This window comes from Paenibacillus helianthi, assembly GCF_001909055.1.
GTDB lineage: Bacteria > Bacillota > Bacilli > Paenibacillales > Paenibacillaceae > Paenibacillus_AQ > Paenibacillus_AQ helianthi.
The window spans coordinates 28,930-54,124 of sequence record NZ_LVWI01000035.1 but is presented as its reverse complement, the minus strand read 5'-3'; the positions used below and the strand labels follow the sequence as shown (position 1 = coordinate 54,124).

Below are 25,195 nucleotides of genomic sequence, written 5' to 3'. Positions count from 1 at the left end.
CAAATGATAAACTTGCGGGATGACCTGAAGAACCCGCCTAACGCATACCGCTCCGTTCCGCTCTGGTCCTGGAATGACCGGCTGGAGAAGGGGGAGCTGGAGCGGCAGATTGAAGAGATGCACCGGGCGGGGATTGGGGGCTTCTTCATGCATGCCCGGGGCGGGCTGCAGACGCCATACATGGGCGAAGAATGGATGGAGGCCATCCGCATTTCGATTGAGAAAAGCCGCGAGCTCGGGATGAACGCCTGGTTCTATGATGAAAACGGCTGGCCCAGCGGCTTTGCAGACGGGAAGGTGCCCGCCAAAGGACTGGCCTATCAGCAGAAGCAACTGCTGTGTGAACAGGCTCCATTTCAGGATGCGCCGGAACTGGAACGGACAATTGGCTGGTATGCCGCCGTAGCGGACGGACAGAGCTACCGATTGCTGCTTCCTGGCGAAGAAGCCGGTGCCTCCTTGAGAATCAGCTATGAAGTAAATTCCTACTATACAGATACGCTCAGTCCGATGGCAGTAAAAGAATTTATCGATACCACCTACGAGCGTTACTGGGAGCAATTCGGTGAATCCATCGGTGCGGAGCTGAGCGGTGTATTCACGGATGAGCCGCAGTTCGGGCGCGGCGGGCTTCCCTGGTCTTTTGAGCTGGGGGAGATGTTCACTTCAAGGCATGGAGGCGATGTGAGGGCGGTTCTGCCAGCGCTCTTTCTGGATACCGAAGGCTGCAGCGAGGCCCGATATGCTTACTGGGAGACCGTAACCTTCATGTTCACGCAGGCATATGCCAAGCAAATCGGAGACTGGTGCGCAGGCAAGGGCTGGTCGGCGACCGGGCATGTCGTCGATGAGCAGGAGCTAATGCATCAAGTGACCTCTGTTGGTGACCCGATGGCCTTCTATGAACACTTGCAGATTCCCGGCTGCGACTGGCTGGGCAGGTTTGTGGGGAGCGATGCGCTGGTGCCGAAGCAGGTTAGCTCGGTGGCCCGCCAGCTCGGCAAGAAGCGGACAATAACCGAGAGCTTTGGCTGCTCCGGCTGGAACGTCAGCTTCGCTGACCTTAAACGAATCGGCGAATGGCAGTTCGTACATGGCATTAATCTGATGTGCCAGCATTTGCAGGGGTACTCTTTGAGGGGATTGCGCAAACGGGATTACCCGCCATCCCTGTTTTATCAGCAGCCTTGGTGGAGCGACTATAAAGGCTTCAATGACTATTTCGCCAGGCTGTCCCTGCTGCTCTCCGAAGGCTCGGCCCAGGCGGAGGTTCTGTTGCTGCATCCGGTGCGTACAGCATGGACGCTACAGCGCGGCGGGGATCATTCCGCTGTGGTGCCTTATCATGAAGCTTTTGCCCAGCTCACAAGATGGCTGTGCCAGAGCCTGATCGAGCATGACTATGGCAGCGAGGGCATTATCGCCGGACATGGCAGGGTCAGCGGCGGGCGCTTCATCGTCGGCGAAGCGGCGTACCGTGTAGTTATTGTACCGCCTAGTGTGACCGTCGACAGGCAGACTGCGCAGCTTCTGCGGAAGTTCGTTGCGCAGGGGGGGAAGCTGATTGCTCTTGATCCTTGTCCGTCGCTGGTTGACGGTAAGGAGGATGTTGAATTCGCACGCTTCATGCAGGCTGCTGTTCTGACGGAATGGAGCCGCGAGGCGTTGTGCCGGGCGGTGTCCGCCGCCAGCAAGCCCTTCATCCGAATCAGCGGTGAAGACGGAGAATCTGTCGCTGCGGATACGATCAATGTACGGACCCTGGAGCTTGCGGGCTCAACGCTGCATTATGTGGTGAATTCCGGCACGGAGTTCTACCCGCTGCTGAATATACAGCTGGCCCGTGAGGGCACAGTTTCGCTGATTGATCTAGAAACCGGAGATATCCGTCCGCTGGAGCTGGAGCAGATGGAGCGGGAACTGCTGGGGCTGGGCGTGCACCTGCGGCTTCCGCTGCATCCCGGCCAGTCCTATATACTGAAGCTTGATCCGCTTCCGAATTCACCATCATTAACAGGGGACGGTAAGGCGACCGAACCTGTGGTGCCAGGGGAGAATGTGGATAACCGGGCGACCATGGCGGTGAAGCTGGCAACAGATTGGGAATTGGTGCACTCCGATCTCAACAGTCTGACGCTGGACAACGCACGCCTTCGTGTGGATGGAGGGGAATGGTCACAGCCGCAGCCGGTGATTTTTATCCAGGAGGAGCTGCTGGGTTACGGACGGCCGGTTGCGGTGGAACTGGAATTTGAATTTCACATCGATTTCGACACGGCCAGACAGCGGGAGCTGTTTCTTGTACTGGAACGGCCGGAGGAGCTGGAGATCGAACTGAACGGGGTTAAGGTAGAGGCGGTCAGCGGCGGCTGGTGGCGGGATATCTCGTTCAAGACCCTAGATATCAGCGGCCTCGCGGTATCCGGCCGGAATACGTTAGTTCTGAGAATGGAGTTCCTTGGCTCACAGGAAATCTCGGAACGACTGGCCCGGGCTAAGGCATTCGAAGCGGAAGGCAACAAGCTTACGATCGATCAGGAGCTGGAGAGTATCTATCTGCTTGGCGATTTTGGAGTACATTCGGGTTCGGGGTACACGGACGGAGAACGCAGAGCGGTATTCACGGATGGACCCTTCCGTTTGACGGAGCCGCCACGGCAGGTGCAGACAGGGGATTTAACCCGGCAAGGGTTTCCTTTCTTCTCCGGCAATATGCGCTTGCGTCAGAGCCTGACCGTCGATGCAGCGCAAGCAACTGCTGTGAAATGCTTCTTTCAGGCCCCACCTGATGCAATAGTAACAAAGCTGTTCATTAACGGGGCCGAGGTGCGCACCTTTTTGTGGGAGCCGTACCACGCAGAAGTTTCGTCCTTTTTGCATAGCGGGTGTAATGTCATCGAAGTGGAGCTGACGAGCAGCTGCCGCAACCTGCTGGGACCACATCATCATATCAAAGGTGAAGTCTACAAGGTCGGGCCGGACAGCTATAAGGATAAGCCGGGCTGGACAGACAAGGACCTGGATAAGGATACGCATGTGTATCAGGCGCGGTACGCGTTTGTAAAGTTTGGACTGGCGGCAACTCCGCTTATTCATGTAGAGCAGGCTTAGCACAGACAACCAAGTGGTTACATGAACAAGGCATATTGAACTTCAGAAGCCAGCGGCAAACCTAAGAGCAGCACATATTCGCCGGGAAATTGACTCTGCAATTTTGGGGTATTGTGTTTTTTCGCATATTGTCCCCGTTCTCTTAATGAACTATAATCTTCATTCTAGGACAAGCCGCAGGTTATACGACTAGAAAAAGATATGGAGAGGATGGCCGGGATGAATGTGGAAGTGTACACTTTAAATGCTTTTGCCAAAGACGGAAGCGGTGGAAACCCCGCCGGGGTAGTGCTGGATGCAGGCTCCCTGAATGCAGCGGAAATGCAGCGTACGGCGAAGGAGGTTGGCTTTTCGGAGACGGCTTTTGTGGAAAAATCGGCGATTGCCGACTTTAGGGTCCGTTATTTCACTCCGGCCAGCGAGGTGGATTTGTGCGGGCATGCGACGGTTGCTGCTTTTTATCTGATGTATTCCTTGAACCTGGCTACGTATGCCACCTATACCCTGGAGACCAAAGCCGGATTATTGGAGGTCAGCATCAGCCATGACGGGGATGTCTATTTGTCGCAGTCGCTGCCACAGTTCTATGAAACCTTGCCAAGAGAAGAAATTGCAGCATCGCTTAGAATCGGCGCAGAGGAATTGGCCGGGGAGCTGCCTATTCAGATTGTGTCCACGGGGCTGCGGGATATTCTGATTCCGGTCAGTACCCGTGAGCTGTTAGCCAGGATACAACCTGATTTTGCCGCAATAACAGCGGTCAGCGAGAAATATAACGTCATCGGCTACCATCTGTTCACACTCGATACCCCGGATGATGCCGCAGCCGAATGCCGGAACTTTGCGCCGCTGTACGACATTCCCGAGGAGAGTGCAACAGGGACCGCAAGCGGCGCGTTACTTAGTTATTTGTACAAATACGGGCAGCTGTCCATTCAGCAGGCTCAGCATGTAGTGTTCAGGCAAGGATATTCGATGAGCTGTCCTTCCGAGATTAAGGGTGGATTAAGCCTGAACCATGGCGGAGAGATTACCCGGGTTCAGGTGGGCGGGATCGCAGCAGGCATACAGCGGAGAAGCATTGAGATCTGAGTGCTGGTCTCGAAGAGAGAACAATTATGGGATAAGGTTAAGCTATTCTGTCCAAGAGGCGGCACAGTTGGCAAGCAGCAGTTCATTTATTGTATCTAAAAAATACAGCCCGTTGGCATGCCGTGATATTTTCGGCTCCAAACGGGCTTTTCGTTATTTGTGGGAACACGGCTATAGTCTAAATTTGTAATTGAGAAAAAGGAGTAAATTGTGGCATAATCTGAGAAATGAGATACCATAAGGGAGTCGAAAGCAGTGGCTATAGAACCGCTTATTTTTTTGACGTGTATCATCTGTTTTTTGTCCCCGATCCTCTTGCGAAAAATTATGCTTCCGCTTCAAGTGGGAGCTGGAATTCTACTGGTTTTCGCTATTCTGGCATTTCATGACGAGGTTCAAGTTAAAATAATATATTTGGTTGCATTCATTTGGGTGTTCGGTTCAATTAGTGCGTTGAGCATAAAAAGGAAATAGCATGGAACGTGATATTTTATTTACCTTTTCTGTAAAATGTATATGACACATTACGCAAACGGAATTATGGGATGTATGAGAGGATCAGATCAGACCATTGGAATGTCTAAAACAGTAATAAAATATCGTTTATCAATTGAAATATATTGTTAAACGATAAAATATGTGTTAAATTCAAATTGATCATGCTGCTGTTCTTCAACAAAAGTGACGCACATTAGAGGAGATACCATTATTGAAATCAATCATACAACTACTGCATTTTGGCTATCATCAGGCGATGAGCTGTATCTTTCCGGTTGCGATCTTTGGAACCCTGGCTCTTTCCAGCGTAGTCAAGCTGCCCTTCATTTACCGTTATGATGCCGTTCTACTTATACTTCTTGCCGTGCAGTTCCTTATGTACCGCAGTGGACTCGAGACGCTCGATGAGATTAAAGTAATCTGTATATTTCATATTATTGGATTAATGCTGGAAATGTATAAGGTAAGGATGGGATCGTGGTCATACCCCGAACCTGGATATACGAAGCTATTCGGTGTACCGCTCTATAGCGGATTTATGTATGCCAGTGTAGCAAGCTATATGTGTCAGGTATGGCGCAGACTGAGGATGGATATGACCGGCTGGCCGGGGCTTGCCTTTGCGGGGCTATTGGGGGGAGCCATCTATCTGAATTTTTTCACACATCATTTTCTTCCGGATTTTCGCTGGTGGCTGACGGCGCTTGTGCTTGTAGTCTTCTGGAGAACATGGATCATCTACCGGGTACAGAACATTACTTATCGGATGCCCTTAACCCTGGCCTTTTTCCTTGTCGGTTTTTTTATCTGGTTAGCTGAAAATATAGCCACATTTTTTAGTGCATGGAAATATCCCAACCAGCATGAGGCCTGGCATCTGGTTAGCTTCAGTAAGATCAGTTCATGGTTCCTTCTGGTCATTATCAGCGTCATTATTGTTGCCCAGCTAAAACATGTTAAAGCCGGGCGGAAAACGTAAGATTCATGATAGTGGTTAGCTTGATCTGACGGAGACAATAGTTCAATACAATAGCGGCAGTCTGGGACTTTGTAATTCCGTCCAGGCTACCGCTGTTTTTTTGTGTACCCGTCTCAATACGTAAGCTGATTCAGGATCAGGGCAGCCGCACCTGCCGCGACCGCATTGTCGCTTAGGCTGCCTTTGGTGAAGCGGACCTTATACTGCTCGCGGTAGTAGGTTTTTTCGAGGGCGGTCCTTGTGGCCTCCTGATAGAAAACATCGGCAGCCGAGAATAAGGGACCGCCCAGAATGACCTCCTCAGGGTGGAGAATATTAATCAGGTTGGCCAGCCCAATGCCGCAATAGGCTGCCGCTTGCCCGAAGATTCTGTTCACTGCGGAATCCCCGGCCTGCAAGGCTTCAATTAAATGGCTGAATTCCAGATCCTCCGGGCGGTCTGAAAGCTCTCGGAGGATGGTGGCTCTACCGCGTTTCCACTCCTTACGGGCCTGCATTTCCAGAGTGCGGATGGAAACGTAGGATTCCCATGCCCCGTAATTGCCTCCCGGGACGCTTGAGGCGACACCAGTGCTCTCAATGATCATCTGCCCGACAGCCCCTTCGGTGTCGATGACACCGTACAGAATCCGGCCTTCATTCATAATGGCGGAGCGCAGACCGATGCCGGCATGCAGGTAGAGCAGCTGATGTTGCCGCCGGTCGCCGCCGGCCCAGTATTCGCCAAGCAGCGCGGTGTTGGCACCGTTATCCAGGCACACCGGCACCTCGAGCCGCTGTTCCAACTGCTCTTTGATGCGCACCTGCGACCAGCCTGGTGCGGCGAAGCCGGCGGGTGTCAGAATCGTTCCTTCCTTACGGTCCAAGGGGCCAACAGCCCCAATCCCAAGTCCGATGACCCGGCTGATGTCAATGGAAGCCTGCTCCAGCATACGCAGCACCTGGGCATACACGGAATCCATCAGACGTTCTGGAGTGGCATACTCATCCATAGCCCATGTATATTCATCCAGCAGGGTTAGATGCAGATCTGCAAGGACCAGCCTCGAATGGGTCCGGGAGATTTCCAGGCCGAACACATAGCCGTAGGCAGGATTGGTCTCATAGAGCGTGGGCCTTCTGCCGCCGGTCGATTCCCCGTAGCCTACCTCCAGGAGCAGGCTTTGGGCAAGCAGTTCATCGAGGATACGGGTTAAGGTACTGACGGTCAAGCCGCTTTCCTCGAGCAGTGTTTGTTTGGATACGGTCCCTTTTTTTCTGACAGACAAATACATATCCTTGGTTCTGGAACTGGGAATAAGTTCATGAATAGGCAGCACAAAGGTCTCTCCTTATTAGCAAGTATCCCGATCAGGTAGAGAGGGGAATTTCGACTAAACCTGTTAACAGAATGCCATAAAAAGGGTGGGTCCGCAACTTTCATAACGAACAAGGAGGAGCTGAAAATCACCCGTCTTACAGCGGCAGATTCCGCCGCTGGAAAAATCTATGGCTGCTGTACGGTCGCCAGACCGGGATACAGACAGATCATGAATAGCATGCAGAAGGCAGAGCCGATGGCGTAATTCATAATGCCCTTCAAATTAACCCGCAGCATATTGGACGAGCTGTTTCACATCTTTTTCTATGGGCTATCAGATACCTGAAGGCGGGTTAGAGCAGGGTTTTGAAGGTATGACGGATCACATCGCCGCGGCTGATAATACCCACAAGCACACGGTTTCGCTCCACCGGGACCTTTTTGATCTGTTTTTTGCCTAGAATGGTGGCGATTCTCTCAATATCTTCATCCCAGGGAACGGTGATCACCTTCTTCTTGGCGATATCCATGACATTCAGGTTCAGCAGTCTGCGGGTCCGCTCCTCAAACTCCTCATTATCCCCGACAAATACATTGATCTGAAAAAAAGAATCGACGATAAGATCCTCATGTTTGCCGATATACCTCATGATGTCCCCATCGCTTAAATAAGCGACAATCTCATTTCTCTCATTTACTACCGGCATACCGCTGATCCGGAACTGAATGCATCGTTCGATAAAGGTGCGAACCGTATCGGTTTCCTTGACTTTGTATACTTGTCTGACCATAAACTCTTGAGCTTTCATAATTTCCCTCCGCAGGCTACGATTCCGCAAAATAACTTGTATAATGAAAGTATATACTTGTATTATACAAGTGAGAATGGTAATGTCAATGATCATACTACGCATTTTCTACAAGAAAGGACACTATTATCATGGATCATTCAATTGATGTGATAGAGCTGGAGATGGCCATTCTGGTCCGGCGCCTCGTCTCCATGACCACCTATAGAAAAATTGGTAATCTGGACCGCTCCGCTTATCTGCTGCTGCATCAAATTGCCTCCCACGGCTCGGCCGGAGTGAAGGCTCTGTCCGACGAATTCCATTTGGATATTTCCACAGTCAGCAGACAGGCTGCTGCCCTGGAACAGAAAGGGTATGTGAAGCGTATCCCCGACCCGGTAGACGGGCGCGCGTATTCGCTTGAAATGACGGATATGGGTGAAGAGGTGCTGAATGAGAACAAACAGGCACGGCAAGAGAGCATAGGGAAAATGCTAAGTGCCTGGAGCGATGGGGAACGTGTGATTTTTGGCGAGCTTTTACGGAAATTCAATGCTGCGATTCATGAAGAAATTCCGGAGTAGGACAAGCGTTCCGGGATGAATTCTACTCTCTGAGAGAAGCATAGTACAACTAAATGGTTACTGAATTTTAATGTGCAAAACAAGTGGGTTGTGGAAATGTTGAGCCTTGGGCGGGAGTCATCCCCTCAGGGTTTTTTTGTGAGATAAGGGAATTTGGCTGTTCTGCCGGGATTTGCCCCCTCTGAACCGGGAGAGCTGTACGCCGAACACCGCAATTGTACCTATTCAAAACGGGCGGCGGCCCCCTATGATCTACTCGTGTAGAAAGCGCTGTCATTTGAAGGCGCATATACATGCGGGCAGGTCCGTCCGAAAAGGAAAGCGCTTTATTAACTGCGAGGGGAGCTGGGATAATTTGAAGTCTTTGGCTAATAAGATCGGGGTCAGTCTGCTGCTGTTTATGATGGTGGCTGTACAGGCCGGATGGACAGGAACCACAGGAAATGTGGCGGAGGCGGCGGACAAATCGCTGGCGAAGAAGCCATATATGGGCTGGAGCAGCTACAGTATGCAGGTGTATGAACCCTCCGGCAACTGGATATCGGCGGAGAGTATCAAGAAGCAGTCCGACGCCATGCACGAGAAGCTGCAAGCTTACGGTTATGAATACATTAATATTGATGCGGGCTGGAATGGCAGCATGGATGAATACGGCCGGCCTTTGCCGAGCACTGATCGTTATCCGGACGGTTTTCAGGAGGTCATTGATTATGTGCATAACAACGGGCAGAAGATCGGGATCTATCTGATTCCAGGCCTGTCAATTGACGCGTATAACAAGGACCTTGAAATCTATGGAACCAACGGGGAGTGCCGGGTACGTGACATTGCGGTGCAGCCGCTGAAAATCATGGATTACTGGGATTCCTACAGCTACAAAATTGATTTTCAAAATCCCTGTGCCCAGAAGTACATCGACTCCATAGCTGATCTTCTCGGGGAATGGGGCATCGACTTTGTAAAATTCGACAGTGTAACCCCGGGGTCGGGTATCAACAACCTCAGCCGTGATGCACGCGGTGATGTCGAGGCCTGGTCCAAGGCTCTGGACAGACATAATATCTGGTTCGAGCTATCCTGGGCGCTGGACCATAACTATGTGGATTTCTGGAAAAAATATGCCAACGGCTGGCGGATTCAGTGGGATGTGGAGTCCTATGACAGTAATGTCGGCTTGACGCAGTGGGCCAACATTGCCAGACTGTTCCCGGACGCCGCGATCTGGTGGAGAGATGCCGGACCCGGAGGCTGGAATGATTACGATTCCCTGAATGTCGGGAACGGTGCTATGGACGGATTGACGAAGGATGAGCGGCAGACCGCCATGACCTTCTGGGCGGTCTCGGCGGCACAGCTCTATATCGGAAATGATATGACGCGGCTGGACGATTATGGAATGCAGCTGCTAACCAATAACGAGGTTATTGCCGTCAATCAGGCCGGACATCCCGCCCATCCGGTGTCTATGGATACCCAGCAGCAGGTCTGGTATGCCAACAACGGGGATGGAACCTATAATGTTGCTTTGTTCAACCTCGGCAGCCGCAGTGCTGCAGTGGATGTCAAATGGAGCGACATTGGACTTGAGGGACCGGCCTCTGTCCGCGATCTCTGGAGTCATAGTGAGCTGGGTTCCTTTGACACGGGCTTCAGCGGCGGGGTACTGGAGCCGCATGCATCCCGGATGCTGAAGGTAACCGCCAAGAGCGGAACCTCCACCGTCAACGATGACGATACGAACGTCCGTTATACCGGCTCATGGCAGCGCAACGGAGGCAAAGAGCAGACCCCGGGTTCACAGGATATCACTGTGAAAATCACGGATTCGGCTGCAGCTCCCGGAGGAGGACAGCCGGGCGGCAATCCTTCTCCTAGCCCGGTTACCCGTTCGGTCTATATCAATGACAGCGACAGCAGCATCACATACAGCGGCGACTGGTCGTCGCAGTCCGGCAGAACCGCCGGGGATTACGGGGCAGATGTACATTATACCGAGACAGACGGTGATTTCTTCGAGTACACCTTCAAGGGAACAGGTATTGAGCTGCTAACCGAGAAGGATTCCTCGCAAGGGGACGTACAGGTCTATCTGGATGATGCCGTGAGTCCGCAAACGGTAAGCACCTATACCGCTGGAGCCAAGGAAGCACAGCAGACCGTTTACAGTGCCAACGGCCTTACCGACGGTGAGCATACGCTTAAGGTGGTTAAGGCTTCAGGCCAGTACATGCTGCTGGATGCGCTGAAGATCAGTGTTAATCAGCTCATTGCCCCTGCCACAGGGAGCTTCGACAAGGCGCCTGACAAACAGGCTGATATAGCTGTCACACTGCCTGCAGGCAGTGACTCCCTTCTGGAGATTAAGAACGGCGGGGCTGTACTTACGGAAGGAAGCGATTATTCCGTCAGCGGAGGCGTTGTGAAGATCAAGAAGGAATATCTTTTCAATCTGCCTTCAGGTGCGGCGGAGCTCTCGTTCATCTTTGACGGAGGCGCAAGCGAAGTGCTGACAGTGACCATTACAGGCTCAGCTACGGTTCGCTATTCGCTGATCAATAATGACGATCCAGGGATCACTTACAATGGCACCTGGTCACGCAGTTCCGGGAGAGGAATGGGCGACTACAAGGATGATGTGCAATATGCCGAGAAGGATGGGGATTCCTTCGAATACACCTTCAGAGGCACTGGCATACAGCTCTATACAGAAACGGATACCTCACAGGGCGACATGGATATATATGTGGATGGGAGGTTCCAGCAAACGGTCAGCGCTTATCATAACGGACGCCAGGCCCAGCAGAATCTGTATAGCATTGCTGGTCTGCCTGAAGGCTTCCATACCCTCAAGGCTGTGAAAAAATCAGGCAGCTTCATGCTGCTGGATATGCTTAAGGTGGAAATCCCCGACCTGATTAATCCGGTAGAAGCAGCCTTCGACCAAGCAGTCCCGGCAGATATCGAAGTTAAACTGCTTCGTCAGCCGGAGCTGTTCGGCGGCATCAGCCAGGGCACCTATAAACTGATGGAAGGTACGGATTATACACTTGCAGGAGACACTGTAACCCTCAAGGCGGCGTACCTCGCCGCGTTGCCCGCGGGTACTCTTCCACTGACATTTGCCTTTGGCGGAGATTATCAGAACGATATTCATTTTACAGAGACAGACGGTGATTCTTTTGAGTATACATTCAGCGGGACTGGAATCTCCTTGTCCGGACCCAAGGGGCCGGATATGGGCGACATGGAAATCTATGTGGACGGTAAGCTGATTCAGACCGCAAGCGCTTACAGCAGCAACCGGCAGATTCTGCAGAATCTCTTCAGCCTTGCAGAGCTGGCCGATAGCGTTCACGTACTGAAGGTGGTGAAGAAATCAGGTGCGCTGATGTTCGCCGATCAGCTGAAATACAGCGTCAGCACCAAGGCCGGTGAACCGGCAACACCTGGCGAACAACCGACACCGGCACCTACGTCAACACCATCACCTTCCGCTACCGCATCACCGGCACCGGTAACTTCAGGACCCTCTGTTACTACGGGTCCGGTAGTGACCGCGTCTCCATCCGCCACTCCTGTTCCAAGTGCTTCGCCGGAAGCAAGCCAGGGGCCGGTGAAACAGCATGCGGCATATATGAGCGGGTATCCGGACGGTTCCTTCAAACCGGATCACAAGATAACCCGTGCCGAAATGGCGGCACTGCTATTTAAGGCTTCTGCACGGGAGAAGCAAGGAAAGGCTGCAGTCTTCAGTGATGTGCCTTCCGGATATTGGGCAGCCGAAGCAATAACTGGCGCAGCAGAAATGGGACTGATGACAGGCTACCCGGATGGCACTTTTAAGCCGAATCAACAGGTCACGCGGGCGGAATTGGCCAGTCTTGTTGCACTGCTAAGCAAGAATAATCCCATCCCCGGAGGCGGATATACAGATGTTGCCGCCAGTCACTGGGCACGGTCAGCCATTCTTCAGGCCCAGGGAGCAGGCATACTGAATGGCTATGCCGACGGCACCTTCCGTCCCGGAAAGGCACTGACCCGTGCCGAAGCGGTGACCGCGATGAACAGGGCACTCGGCAGAGGCCCGCTCTTCGGTGCCGAAGCCTCCCCGTGGAGCGATGTTCCGCTCACCCACTGGGCATTCAAGGATATCCTCGAGGCTGCCACTGATCATGAATATAAGGACAGGAACGGTGGCGGAGAACAACTGAGCGATTAAGGAGGAGCAGATAAAAAGCACAGGAGCCGGCAACGGCTCCTTTTCAATCGAGAAGAAATCCGAACGATTCGGCTGCAGCCTGTGCATCATTTCCCAGGCAATGAAAATAGTCGGATTATGTATAGAACCTGTATACGTGGCCGTAGTGCAGCAAATGTTTCTGATGATGCGGATTTAGAAGGCCCTATTCCATTCTTCCTATACAGGACGAGGATGATGACTATAGAGCATTCAGCGGATTCTGTGTCCGCCTGACCAGAAAGATAAGCTTTTTATGGGGAGTAAAGGCGTTCTAGCCGCCGGGAATGCTCCCGGTCGTATTGCAATCTAGACCGTCTTTTCGAATGGCGCTGGAGACAAAAGCTTGACTGTGAAGCAATTTGTTTTAAGCTTATGCTGTGAGCGCTACCAACTGAGAGGGGAATCCAACCATGCTCAAATACTCCAAGGTTTTCCGCAGATTTCTGATCTCCTACATCATTATTCTAATTATTCCGGGCATAGGCGGCTACATGTCTTACCGTACATCGATCTCTGTAACAGAGTCCATTTCCATTGAGAACAGTGTGATCCAGCTGCAAAAAAGCCAGGAGATTCTTGAGCGCCGGATGGCTGAAGTCGAGGGGCTGACCCGGCAGCTCGCGGTGAATCCCGAACTGAACGTACTGTTGAATGAACGGGGAGAGGGGACCAATGTCTACGGAATCTGGAGGACCATGCGCAATGTGCTGACCTTCGGCCAGACGAATGATTTCCTGCAGGATTATTATATTTATCTGGCCAATTACGATCTGGTGCTGACCCCCGGCTCTTCTTACCGTCCGGAGCATTACTATGAGATATATCATTACAACGAACTTCCGCTGGCGGACTGGAAGAAGCAGGTTCTGCAGAAAACCCACCGGAGTGAGATCAAACCGCTGAGCGCCTTTGTCAGCAAAGGGGCACAAACCTCGGTGATCACCTACATGCAGTCACTGCCGCTCGACAGCTTCAATGATTCTTCTCCGGCCGTTGTGGTCGTGATGATCGACGAGAAAATCATCGCCAGCCTCTTGTCTGGCCTGACTGAACGCTACGGGGGCTGGGTTCATATCAGCGATGCCGATGGGAAGACCATTGTGCTGCAAGGAAAAGATGAGGCATATGTGAACCGGCTTCATGCGGATTCCTCGTTTGATAACAGCAAGGTCAGCCAGTTTTACCGGGATGATCTGGTGATTTCAACCCGTTCGGATTCGAACGGCTGGGTATACCAGGCAGGTATTCCCCGAAGCATCCTGCTGGAGAATGCCAATAGAATCAAATATATGTCCTGGCTGATTACCGGAGGCGCTCTGTTCCTCGGATTACTGGCCGGCCTGGTGCTCGCCTACCGGAACAGTGCACCGATCAACCGGATGCTAAGTGTGATGAAAGAGCAGTTCGGCAAGGAGGAGACGGCGGAGCAGAGTGAGTTCGATTTCCTGAGCGGAAATATTGCCAACATGATCACCAAGAATAAGCTGCTCGAAAGCGAGCTTAACCGTCAGCTGCCTCTGGTCAGGGATGCTTTTATTAAGCGGCTGGTTGCCGGAGAATTTGAGTCACGGGAGGAGATTGTATCTGCTGCCGCCCAGGCGGATATCGGGCTGAATCAGGGAACCGGCTATGCCGGACTGATCCAGATTAACGGCTATGCCGGGATGGATAGCGTGGAGATCCTCAATGAGCTGAACGCCGCCCGCCTACTGGTGAAGCAGGCGCTCGCTTCGCTTACCGGACCGCTGCCTATGGCCGATATGGGCTCGGACAAAATGGTCGGCCTGTTCTTCTCCGGCCCTGATGAATCTGCGTCAGACCAGGAGGTAGCGATTACACACATCATGGAGAATTTGGCGCAATATGTGCTGAAGGAATACAAGATTTCGGTGCAGTCCGGGTTCGGAGGCTATTTCGCTTCAGTAACAGAGGTCAGCGGGTCGTTTGAGCAAGCGAAGCAGGCGCTGGAATATGCCGTGTATACGAACAAGAAAGGCATGACGTGGAATCATGAGGCCAGAATCGAGAATACGACCTATTATTATCCGCTTGATACGGAGCAGCGGCTGATCAGTACGATTCGTGCCGGGGAGCTGGCTGAGGCCAAACGCATTATGGATTCCACCTTTGCGCAGAATCTTGGCGGCCGGGAGCTGTCCATTGAGATGAAGCATCAGCTGATCGGGGAGATGAAGGGCACCTTTTTGAAGCTGCTGGATCAAAAAATCTTCATGGAATCTCCTTTGTTCGAAAGCGTCAAGCAGCGGATCATCGACATCAGTTCCTCGGAGCCGGCGGATAACATCCAGGCCGAATTCCATGCCGTCATGGAGGGACTCTGCGGGTACATCGCCAATAAAAAGAAGGACGCGCATACCCAGATCATCAAGCAGATCTACCAGTATACCGAGGATATGTATTCGGACACCGAGCTGACCCTGTACCGGGTGGCAGAGCATGTGGAACGGCCGGAAAAATACATCTCCCAGCTGTTCAAGGAGGTGACTGGTGTGAATTATTCCGATCATCTGGTGAAGGTCCGGATGGATCAGGCGGCGCTCCTGCTGAAGGACAGCAGGTATACGGTGGATGAGATTGCGGCAAGAGTGGGCTACAACAGCTCACATTCCTTCCGTAGAGCCTTTAAACGGTTAACCGGCATTTCCCCCAGCACCTACAGACAATCGAATGCTGAATAGAAAAGTGTTGGAAAAAGTAAAACTAACTGGCCCGAGCACCCTGCGCTCGGCAGAATAAGTGGAAAAAGTAAAACTAATCTAGCTCATTTCCCTCGGTGGAGGGGGATATGGAATTTTTAAGTTTCCTTTTTCTACCTAAATCTTCACATTTGCTGTTTTCGGCGGTATTAAGTTCACTTTTTCCACTTGTGCTTATCTCCTGGTCCGGGGAAGTTGGGAAGGACAGGGAGATGCGGGGGCGCCTCGGTGAGAGGGATGCAGAGTCTCCTGCAACCCCAAAAATAAAGCGGCTGCATTGTCCCTCCCGGGCGGTGCAGCCGTTTCTGCCCAAGGGGTATACCAAATAATGTATCCGCTTGCAAGACTGCGGAAATCAGGCCGTCCCAGGAAGTGATGCCCCCTGCAAACCGGGCAATCTGTACGCAAAATACGGAAGTGTACCTGTTCAAAGCCGCTTATCATGCCCTATGATCAACTCGTGAGAAAGCGCTATCACACAAACTATCAATACAAAGCGAATGCTTCCGAAGCGGTTTTACTCGAAGTAATGCAAGGGAGCAGCGGCTGGCCAAACTAAGCATGTGCTTCCGAACAAGTTTTGTTCGAAGAAAATCAATGAAGTAAAGCTGGCCAAACTTTTAAGGGGGGAGATTCATCTGGAAAAAGAAATGGTTATGAGCACCCAAACGGCGCCCCGAAGCAAACGCCAGGGCTGGCTGCATACCGCCGGAAAAAATATCATGAAACACTGGCAGCTGCATCTGCTCGTCATTCCGCCTTTGCTGTTCTTTCTGATCTTTAAGTATTATCCAATGGCGAATGCTGTACTGGCTTTCAAGGACTACAACGTAATTAAGGGGATATGGGGCAGCCCCTGGGTCGGCTTTAAGCACTTCGAGCTGTTTTTTGAGAATCCGCTGTTCTGGACGCTGGTCAAGAATACCATTCTGCTGAGCGGCTATCTGCTGTTGGCCGGGTTTCCGATTCCGATCCTGCTCGCGCTGATGATAAATGAAATCCGTGGCGGCAGGTTCAAACGGTTCGTCCAGCTTGTATCGTTTGCGCCATATTTTATCTCCACTGTAGTTATGGTCTCCATTATTATGCTGTTTCTGGCTCCGCGTCTGGGGTTCGCCAACATCGCCATGAATTTCTTCGGCCTGGATTCGGTGAATTTCCTGGGGGAGCCCGGCATGTTCCGCTCCATCTATGTCTGGTCTGACATCTGGCAGACCGCAGGCTACAGCGCCGTGATCTACCTGGCCGCACTGGCTGGCATCGATCCCACACTGTATGAGGCGGCTAAGGTGGATGGCGCTTCACGGTTTCAAAAGATCCGCCACGTCGATCTTCCCGGAATCGTACCTACGATTGTGATTATCCTGATTCTGAATGTGGGTAACGTGATGGCGATTGGCTTTGAAAAGGTCTATCTGCTGCAAAACCCGCTGAATATCGCTAATTCTGAGATTATAGCCACCTATGTCTACCGGATCGGCCTTTTGAATGCCAATTATAGCTTTGCTACCGCGGTCGGCTTGTTCAATTCACTGATCAATCTGGTTCTGCTGGTTACCGTGAACGGACTGGCCAAACGAATCACCAATAACAGCATCTGGTAAGAAAGGAGTTCCTGTATGGCAGCTTCGGCAGCAGTTCCCCAAAAAATTAAAGAATCCGTCGGTGACCGGATATTTCTGACTGTGGTGTACACCGTACTCATCCTTGTAGTTATCGTTGTGCTGTATCCGCTTATCTTCATAATCAGCAGCTCCATCAGCAGTCCGGCAGCTGTCACCTCGGGCCGGGTCTGGCTGTGGCCGGTCGATATTTCCTTCAAGGGCTTCAAGGTCCTGTTCAGTACGCATGAGATTATCAGCGGGTATGCCAATTCCATCTTTTATACGGCCGCCGGTACGCTGATCAGTGTGACCCTGACGATTATGATCGCCTACCCGCTGTCGCGCAGAGCTTTTTTTGGCCGCAATGTGCTGATGATGATCATTACCTTTACAATGATCTTCAGCGGCGGGCTGATTCCCACCTATATGGTGGTCCGGGAGCTGCACCTGATCGATACGCGCTGGGCGCTGCTGATTCCCAATGCGATCTGGGTATGGCAGGTGATTATTGCCCGGTCCTTTTTCCAGTCCTCCATTCCCGAGGAGTTGCTGGAGGCCAGTGAGATTGACGGCTGCAGCGATATGCGCTTCATCCGCAGTGTAGTGCTGCCGCTCTCCAAGCCGATTATTGCGGTGCTGGTGCTGATGTATGCAGTCGGCCAATGGAATTCCTATTTCGATGCCCTGATCTATCTGAAATCGGCTGACTTGTTCCCGCTGCAGCTGGTGCTGCGCAGTATCATTATCCAGAACAACAGTGCCGGGGCGATGGATGCCATGGCGATGGTAGAGCGGCAGCAGATGGCCGAACTACTGAAATATGCGCTGATAGTCGTCGCCACCTTGCCTGTGCTTGTCATTTATCCTTTTGTACAGCGGTATTTCGTACAGGGCATGCTGGTCGGCTCAGTCAAGGGGTAAGGGGAAGCGATGAACCGGTAAGGGGGTGAGGCCTTTCTTAAAAGATAAGCATTTATATGCTTCGTGCCATAAATGATCCTTATCTTTCTCGCTATAAACGGATATTGTCTGTTTAAGGACGGGCATCCGTTTCCATTTGGCAACACATAACCAACCTGTCCAACTACAAAGAGGGAGTTGATCAGCTTTGAAGAAAAGTTTGTTAGCCTTGTTAATGCTGGTAACGGTATTTACAGTTGTGATCAGTGGCTGCTCGGGCAAAAATAATACAGAAAGCCCGTCCGGTACAGCATCCGGCACAGCGTCTGGCAACGGAAACGCAGCGGAGGCGTCAAAACCTGTGGAGGTCAGCGTCTTTGCCGTCCAGGAATCAGGCATTGATATCCCGACCAATAAATTCACCACATTCGTTCAAGACAAGTTCGGCATCAAATTCAACTGGCAGATTAATCCCTCCGACGGCGCCAAGGAAAAACGCCAAATCTCACTCGCCAGCGGTGACTATCCCGATGCTTATTTGCTCACTGCCTACATTGATGAATTCTCCCAGGGGGATGTACTGAAATATGGCCAGCAGGGCGTTCTGGTTCCGCTGAATGACCTGATTGACCAATATGCACCGAATATCAAAGCAGCCATGGAAAAGCACCCTGAAATGAAAACGCTGAATACGGCTCCGGACGGCAATATCTATGGCCTGGGCGCTTACGCCGAGTGCTTCCACTGCTCCTATCCGAACAAAATGTGGATCAACACCGAATGGCTGAAGAAGCTGAACCTGGAAGAGCCGAAGACTACAGAGGAGTTCAAGCAAATGCTGGAAGCCTTCAAGACGAAGGACCCGAACGGCAACGGCAAAGCCGATGAAGTGCCGCTGAGCGGTTCCACTGAAGATTTTGGTGTACGCATTATTCCTTATCTTATGAACAGCTTCGTCTATGATGATGACCGCAACTACTTGAATATGACGGACGGCAAGGTACAATCAGCTGCTATTAAACCGGAATGGAAGGAAGGTCTGACTTATATCAAATCGCTGTATGATGCCGGTCTGATCGATCCGGGGGCTTTTACCCAGAATGCAGAGGCCTTTAAGAAAATCGGTGAAAATGCGGATGCCGAAATCCTCGGCGCAGGTGCAGGCATGCATCCGGCGATTTTCATCAACATCGACCCAGGCAACACCCGTTCCGCACATTACAATGCCCTGCCACCGCTTACCGGACCGAAAGGGATCTCTTACACGACACATGATGCGGGCGGGGTGTCACCAGGCGCCAAATTTGTCATCACCAACAAAGCCAGTGAAGAGGCAAAAGTGGCTCTGATCAAGATGGTGGATTATATGTTCACACCGGAAGGCCAGACGAACGCGGCAAGCGGCATGAAGGGAATCGACTGGACCGATCCGGTGGCAGGCGATGTCGCGCTCGGCAAGGATGTCAAACCGGTGATCAAACCGATCCCGATGGCGGAAGGCGAAGCGCCGCGTAATGCGGGCTGGAGCGGAATGGGACATTTCTACATGCCGAAGGAATACCGCGACACCTTCGTTCAGGCGACTGATATCTATTCCTCGAACGGCTACGAACGCAGATTGTACAATGCTTCGCTGCTGTACCAGGGTCATGAACCTAAGGAGTTGTTCCCGCTCTGGTCCATCTGGATTGATCCGACAGAGATTGACGAAGCCAGCATGCTGCAGACGAATCTGAGAAACTACATTGAGCAGAATGAGCTTCAGTTCATTACCGGCAATAAGGATCTGAACAAGGACTGGGATGCCTATGTGAAGGGTCTGAAGGATCTGAAGCTGGACCGCTATCTGGAAATTCTGCAAAAGGCGTATGACGCTTCAGTGAAATAAGCCTGGGTGCCAGCAGGAGGAGATTGGGCGCAAAGCGGCAGACGGAGACTTCACTGAGTATACCGGCATGAACGCTGCACAGCACCCGAAATTGTAAAGCGGAGACCGGCATGAACGCTGCACAAGCAACCGTGCTACGCCCACCCGATGCCGGCCTGCCAAGGCCGGCATCGCTGTTTCTGCTATTGTTTTTTAGGGAACGGATGGTTTGAACGGAGGTTTTATTCATATGCCAGATCAGAGGACAGACAGGAGGATGCTAATTGAGCGATTTGAAATTATGGTACTCCAGCCCGGCTGCGGGCTGGGGCCAGGGACTGCCGATCGGAAATGGCAGGATCGGCGCAGTGGTTATGGCGGCTCCGCAGCGTGAAGTGTGGAGTATGACCGAGGTGACCTACTGGTCTGGACGAGAAGAGGCTGTTCCCGGCCCGTTTGGCGGGAAGGAGGCACTACGGCGCATGCAGGGGCTTTTTATGGCTGGTGATTATGCAGAAGGTGACCGGCTTGCCAAGCGATATCTGCAGCCGGAGAAGCGGAATTACGGGACCCACCTGGGATTGTGCGAGATTGTGTTCTCCTTTGAAAGTCCGGACAGGCAAGGGGAAGCTGAGAAGGAAGTGGAGCGGGCAGGGAATATGGAAGCCCGGTTCAGACGCGGGCTGGATTTGGATCGTGCAGTTGCGCATGCGGAGTCTCAGAGCGGTGGTTGCACGGTGCTGCGCGAGGTTTTTGCTTCCCATGCAGATGATGTTGTAGCTTCGAGGATCTGGAGTGAATCGCCTGGCGGTGTATCCTTCACGTTAAGTGCTGCTGGCGGCACAGGCCCGTTCATTGTCCGCTCTGTGAACGGGGATACCCTGGAATTTCAAGCCCAAGCGAGAGAGCAGGTGCACAGCGATGGTACCTGTGGAGTAAGGGCTGAAGGCGGAATCAGGGTGTCAGCTTCCGGGGGAACCTTAAGCTGCCGGGATGGCCGGTTGACAGTAGCCGGGGCGGATGAAGCCTGGATTTATTTTACGGTCAGCACTGATTACCAGCATGCAGGAGCGGACCTGCAGGCACAGAGTGCAAGAAGTCTGGAACAGGCGGCTGCTAAGGGCTATGTCAGCCTGCGCGCGGATCATATCCGGGATTACCGCCAGGAATTCAGCAAGGTCGATGTCCGGCTGGGACGCTCGGAGATTTCGGATCTGCCGACGGACAGACGCATCGCCCTGCTGCAGCAGAATCACAGCGGAGACCCGGAGCTGTTTGCATTGTTCCTGCAGTACGGCCGCTACCTGATGATTGCCGGGTCACGTGCAGACTCGCCGCTGCCGCTGCATCTGCAAGGGATCTGGAATGACGGCGAAGCCTGCCGGATGGGCTGGAGCTGCGATTATCATCTGGATGTCAATACCCAGATGAATTACTATCCTGCCGAGATTGCGAATCTGGGAGAGAGTCATCTACCGCTAATGCGTTACATTGAGGCTTTGTCCCGTGCGGGTAGAGTGACAGCAAGGGATTTCTACGGCAATACAGGTTGGGTTGCTCATGTGTTCTCCAATGTCTGGGGATTCACCGCACCCGGCTGGGAAACCTCATGGGGGCTCAATGTCACCGGGGGAGTGTGGATCGCCATGCATCTGATCGAGCACTACGAATACAGTCAGGATCGTGAGTTTCTGGAAGGGCAGGCCTATCCTGTGCTCAAAGAAGCAGCAGCCTTCTTCCTAGACTACATGACCATACATCCGGCGTACGGCTGGCTGGTGACAGGACCTTCGAATTCGCCGGAGAACAGCTTCTATCCGGAGGGTCATAGCGGTGAGAACCGGCAGCTCTCTATGGGGCCGACTATGGACCAGGTGCTGGTCCGGGAGCTTTTTGAATTCTGTCTGAAAGCGGCAGCGCTGCTGAATAAGGATGAAGAGCTTCAGGCGCAGCTTGAAGAGGCGATCCACAAACTGCCGCCGCTGCAGATCGGCAGACAGGGACAGCTGCAGGAATGGCTGGAGGATTACAGGGAGGCACAGCCGGAGCATCGTCATCTCTCCCATTTGTTTGCACTCTATCCGGCTAGCCGGATTACACCCGAGGAGACGCCGGAGCTCAGCGCGGCGGCCCGGGTCACGCTGGAGAACCGCATGATGCAGGATGAGCTGGAGGATGTGGAATTTACCGCCGCGCTGTTTGGGCTGTACTTTGCCCGGCTCCATGACGGGGAGCGGGCCTATAGGCATATCTCGCATCTGATCAGCGGGTTATGTCTGGACAATCTGCTGACCTATTCAAAGGCTGGTATTGCCGGAGCGGAGAGCAATATCTTCGTCATTGATGGCAATTTCGGCGGAACGGCTGCCATTGCAGAGATGCTGCTGCAGAGCCGGGCTGGAGAGATTCATTTGCTGCCCGCGCTTCCAGCGGATTGGAGCACAGGCTCGGTATCAGGGCTTTGCGCCAAAGGGAAGGTCGAGGTAGATATGGATTGGAAGGATGGAATACTAACCACGGCTACATTACGCACCTTTTCAGCGGGTACAATAACTGTCCGCTCGGGTGAACACCGGAGTACTCTTCTCACCGGGGCTGGGGGAAGTTATACACTGAATAGCCGCTTGGAACAGCTGGAGTTAGGTTAGAAGCAATGACCCCAGTTATTTTTGTGAAGTGAAGTATTCCCTGCAAAAGCGCCCTCCAATTTCAATCAGAGATTGGAGGGCGCTTCAATGTGGGGGATCTGAATCCATAACCAGAACCAGCTATTCCCTGCTGTGTTTTACCATGCGGAGGGTCTCCCCGGCAACTGTTCGCAGCGTTCCTGTCCCTCCTGTGCAGATCTGCCGCCCAACGGAATCCCCGGTACATTCGGCTCCATAGGCCCAAGGGATATAGAAGGACAAATCGGCTCCTGCTTCACTGAACACCTCAATCCACTGCACTTCACCCGCTTCAAAAGCTGCACTGACCAGGAAGCCGCCCACTGCCCGCAGGCTGCGGAATTCTGCTCTCTGATGCTCCGGCCAGTTCGGGAAGAACCGCAGCACCCCGTTGTAACTCTGAAGCAGGCACTCATTGATTACGGCGGGCAGCGAGAAATTCTCGAACCAGACACCCATCCGGGACATGAAGTCAAAGTCCGCTGTATCCGGGTACCGTCCCCCGCTCATCAGCACTCTGTCGGTGCAGGTGCCGTTAGGCAGCAGACAATAGGCAATTTGCCGCTTGAACCGCTCCAGATCGAGGATACCGAGCCGCGCCCCGGCCAGGGCTTGGAATACCAGTTCATTCCCGCCTTCATTCCGGTGATTGCGGTAGGTCTCCACCGCCGTCAGGTATTCTTCCGGGGAAGAGTGCAGACCATGCTCTTCTCCGGGAAAGACTGTTGCGAGCGGAACTGGGACGTTGTAGACGACCTCGGGATTCTCTCCTGCCACCGACACAAAGACCTGGCCTTCATTGGATTCGGCTGTCGGATATTCGGGAAAGTGATTAAGAATTTCCTGAACCTCTGCAAGCAGGCCGTCTTCCGCTTCCTCTTGTCCAAGCACCGCACAGGCCCGGATAAATGCATGGAAAATAAATTTTGTCAGAGCCAGATCGATCAGACAATCACTGTTCCGGGCAAAGCCCGGCGCAATCTCGTATAGCTCCGGCACGACAGTAGGAAAGATATGATAACAGTCGTCATTCCAGCGCGGACCCCGGGCTTCCGGCCGCTGCATGTAATCTGCCATGAACCGGACGGCTTCCCGGATCGGCTGAAATGCGCGGCTGCGAAGGAAGGCTTCATCCATGGAGTAGAGGTAATGCCACCATAGGCTTTGCACGGTCCACGGCGTTTCACAGACCTCCCAGCCCCAGTGCGGAACCGGATAAGGCATCATCGTCATTTCTACCGGGTAGGCGGAATGGGGGAAATAAGCACCGCGCAGCCCGTAGTAGTCCCGTGCCCATTGTTGGCTGACCGGCAGCACATGGTCTACCATATCCGCATAAGGCAGATGCTTGTCCAGATGGTTGCTGGAGAATGCTGCCCAGAATGGCTGCTGTGTATTGTAGTTCATGTGATAGTCCCCATGCCATTCGGACCCGATGGAACCATAGCTCCAGTTGGCGAACAGCCCGGGACAGGTGACCCCTTCACGGACAGAGCAATTTAAAAAGTACAGATTGCGGTACCAGACCCGCTCCAGATATTCGTCCTCCAGGGACACACTGGAGCACTCCCAGTATTCCAGCCACTTTTCGTTTGTCCGTTGCCAGGCATCGTTGTACCCGGACAATTCGGGCGGGTGCATCTGCACTGCCGCCTGCTGGATTACCGTCCTGCGGCCCTCCCATAGCTCCGCGCAGGCGGAGAAGCCGCTGCCGGTATCAGCGATGCTGAGCCGGTCCCCCTCACCGCCAGCCGAAGGAACTGCGCCTGTGATGCTGACCGCCAGCCGGAAAGCCTTATCTTGGTCATGCCCGCTATAGGGAACTTCGGGAGCTTCCACACAGGGCAGGACTTGGGTAAAGGACAGCACTCCCGCCGTGGGATCAACATCGATTACAGCGGGGGGGAACCCGGAAGGCGTGTTGGGGTCGGGAATGAGCCGTGCTTCGTGAAATAGCGATAGAGCCTCTCCGTTAGCAGAATTGCATACAGACATCCACAGCCGGTCCTGAACGGCATCCACAAAAACCTCCAATACAGCCCGCTCCCCCTGGACCAGAAACTCAACCGTGCAGCGTCCGTCCCCGATGTGGAGGGTGTGCCCCAGCACCTCGGCTGTACGCCGGTCATACCGGAGCAGCAGTGAACCGCAGGGCATCGGACGCGGGTAGCTTTTGCTGTAGTTGTCCCCGGCCATCTCGCAATATTCCCGGTACCACGGGTGGTCCATGAGCTGCGGTAATTCAGCGGGAAGCGCTTCGAACCGCTTATAGACCTCTTTAAAGGTCGTAATCTCCTCAGCATGTTGCTCCGCGATGCGGATATCCCAGACATTATTGTGTCCAAAATGGAGCATCACCGCATCCGGGCGGGTGGTGAGCACCACCCCAAGCCCGCCGTTTCCCAGGAGCGCTCCTTCAAAAAAATCTGCTGCCGGTCCCTCAAAAGTAAGGTCATGCCGTGCCGCATGTTCCTGAGCTAGTGCTTTTTCCAGCGGCAAAGACAGGATTGAATCCTCTGAATTTCCTATACTTGTGGTTTCATGCATAGGTTCTCCTCCTTTCATCTCTGCAAACGCGTAGCAGGCCAGCCGTAGCAGTCGGCGCATTAACCCTGGCCTCCAGTCTTCTACAATGTAACCGGGTGATGGCCGGTTGTATTTAGCAAGGTGTCGTATTTTTGCACGATCGGCGGATGAATTCGCGGATGGTTATACAGTAATCAGGCAATAGGGAATCGAAAGGTAGATCACAACTGCCAGGAAAGGCCTGCACAGGGAAAAAGGTACGCAAGGCACCGCAAACGTACCTTTACGGAGCTGGAAAGAATCACTACGATTAATTTAGA

General features: G+C 52.9%; 13 protein-coding genes. 10 read left to right on the top strand and 3 right to left on the bottom strand.

Going from position 1 to position 25,195, the window contains the following annotated elements:
• Positions 1–3: 3 nt before the first annotated feature.
• From A3844_RS10875 to A3844_RS10860, 3 genes are all read left to right on the top strand, one after another.
• Positions 4–3,111 (top strand): glycosyl hydrolase, encoded by a 3,108-nt coding sequence (locus tag A3844_RS10875; protein WP_167374666.1) that lies wholly within the window; start codon positions 4–6, stop codon positions 3,109–3,111.
• Positions 3,112–3,330: 219 nt separating this feature from the next.
• A complete protein-coding gene (locus A3844_RS10870) occupies positions 3,331–4,203 on the top strand; it encodes a PhzF family phenazine biosynthesis protein (protein ID WP_074107401.1) in 873 nt (290 codons plus the stop codon).
• Positions 4,204–4,912: 709 nt separating this feature from the next.
• Positions 4,913–5,680, top strand: a complete 768-nt coding sequence (locus A3844_RS10860) for a DUF817 domain-containing protein (protein WP_074107399.1) — start codon at positions 4,913–4,915, stop codon at positions 5,678–5,680.
• A 113-nt stretch (positions 5,681–5,793) separates the two neighbouring features.
• On the opposite strand, the gene A3844_RS10855 is transcribed toward A3844_RS10860, so the two are convergent.
• Entirely contained in the window at positions 5,794–6,999 is a 1,206-nt protein-coding gene (locus A3844_RS10855; RefSeq protein WP_244169748.1) for an ROK family protein, read from the bottom strand.
• 334 nt (positions 7,000–7,333) lie between these two features.
• On the bottom strand, positions 7,334–7,789 hold the full coding sequence (locus A3844_RS10850; RefSeq protein WP_074085926.1) for a CBS domain-containing protein: 456 nt from the start codon (positions 7,787–7,789) through the stop codon (positions 7,334–7,336).
• A 131-nt stretch (positions 7,790–7,920) separates the two neighbouring features.
• Between A3844_RS10850 and A3844_RS10845 the strand changes: the two genes are divergently transcribed.
• The 7 genes from A3844_RS10845 to A3844_RS10810 all read left to right on the top strand — a co-directional run bounded on the left by A3844_RS10845 (position 7,921) and on the right by A3844_RS10810 (position 22,331).
• Positions 7,921–8,355, top strand: a complete 435-nt coding sequence (locus A3844_RS10845) for a MarR family winged helix-turn-helix transcriptional regulator (protein WP_305953364.1) — start codon at positions 7,921–7,923, stop codon at positions 8,353–8,355.
• Between the two features lie 355 nt (positions 8,356–8,710).
• Positions 8,711–12,574: a X2-like carbohydrate binding domain-containing protein gene (locus A3844_RS10840; protein WP_074107398.1), complete on the top strand. Its 3,864-nt coding sequence runs from the start codon at positions 8,711–8,713 to the stop codon at positions 12,572–12,574.
• Between the two features lie 431 nt (positions 12,575–13,005).
• Positions 13,006–15,294, top strand: coding sequence for a helix-turn-helix domain-containing protein (locus A3844_RS10835; protein ID WP_074107397.1), 2,289 nt, complete (start codon positions 13,006–13,008; stop codon positions 15,292–15,294).
• Positions 15,295–15,968: 674 nt separating this feature from the next.
• Positions 15,969–16,916 (top strand): ABC transporter permease, encoded by a 948-nt coding sequence (locus tag A3844_RS10825; RefSeq protein ID WP_083606809.1) that lies wholly within the window; start codon positions 15,969–15,971, stop codon positions 16,914–16,916.
• Positions 16,917–16,931: 15 nt separating this feature from the next.
• Positions 16,932–17,837 carry a carbohydrate ABC transporter permease gene (locus tag A3844_RS10820; RefSeq protein ID WP_074085922.1) on the top strand — a complete coding sequence of 302 codons (906 nt, stop codon included), beginning with the start codon at positions 16,932–16,934 and terminating at the stop codon, positions 17,835–17,837.
• 187 nt (positions 17,838–18,024) lie between these two features.
• Complete coding sequence (locus A3844_RS10815) at positions 18,025–19,704, top strand: extracellular solute-binding protein (RefSeq protein WP_074107395.1); 1,680 nt, start codon at positions 18,025–18,027, stop codon at positions 19,702–19,704.
• A gap of 263 nt (positions 19,705–19,967) precedes the next feature.
• Positions 19,968–22,331 carry a glycoside hydrolase family 95 protein gene (locus A3844_RS10810; RefSeq protein ID WP_074107394.1) on the top strand — a complete coding sequence of 788 codons (2,364 nt, stop codon included), beginning with the start codon at positions 19,968–19,970 and terminating at the stop codon, positions 22,329–22,331.
• Positions 22,332–22,451: 120 nt separating this feature from the next.
• Here A3844_RS10810 and A3844_RS10805 read toward each other — a convergent pair whose 3' ends face one another.
• Positions 22,452–24,956: a glycosyl hydrolase family 95 catalytic domain-containing protein gene (locus A3844_RS10805; protein ID WP_208619415.1), complete on the bottom strand. Its 2,505-nt coding sequence runs from the start codon at positions 24,954–24,956 to the stop codon at positions 22,452–22,454.
• Between the last annotated feature and the right edge of the window lie 239 nt (positions 24,957–25,195).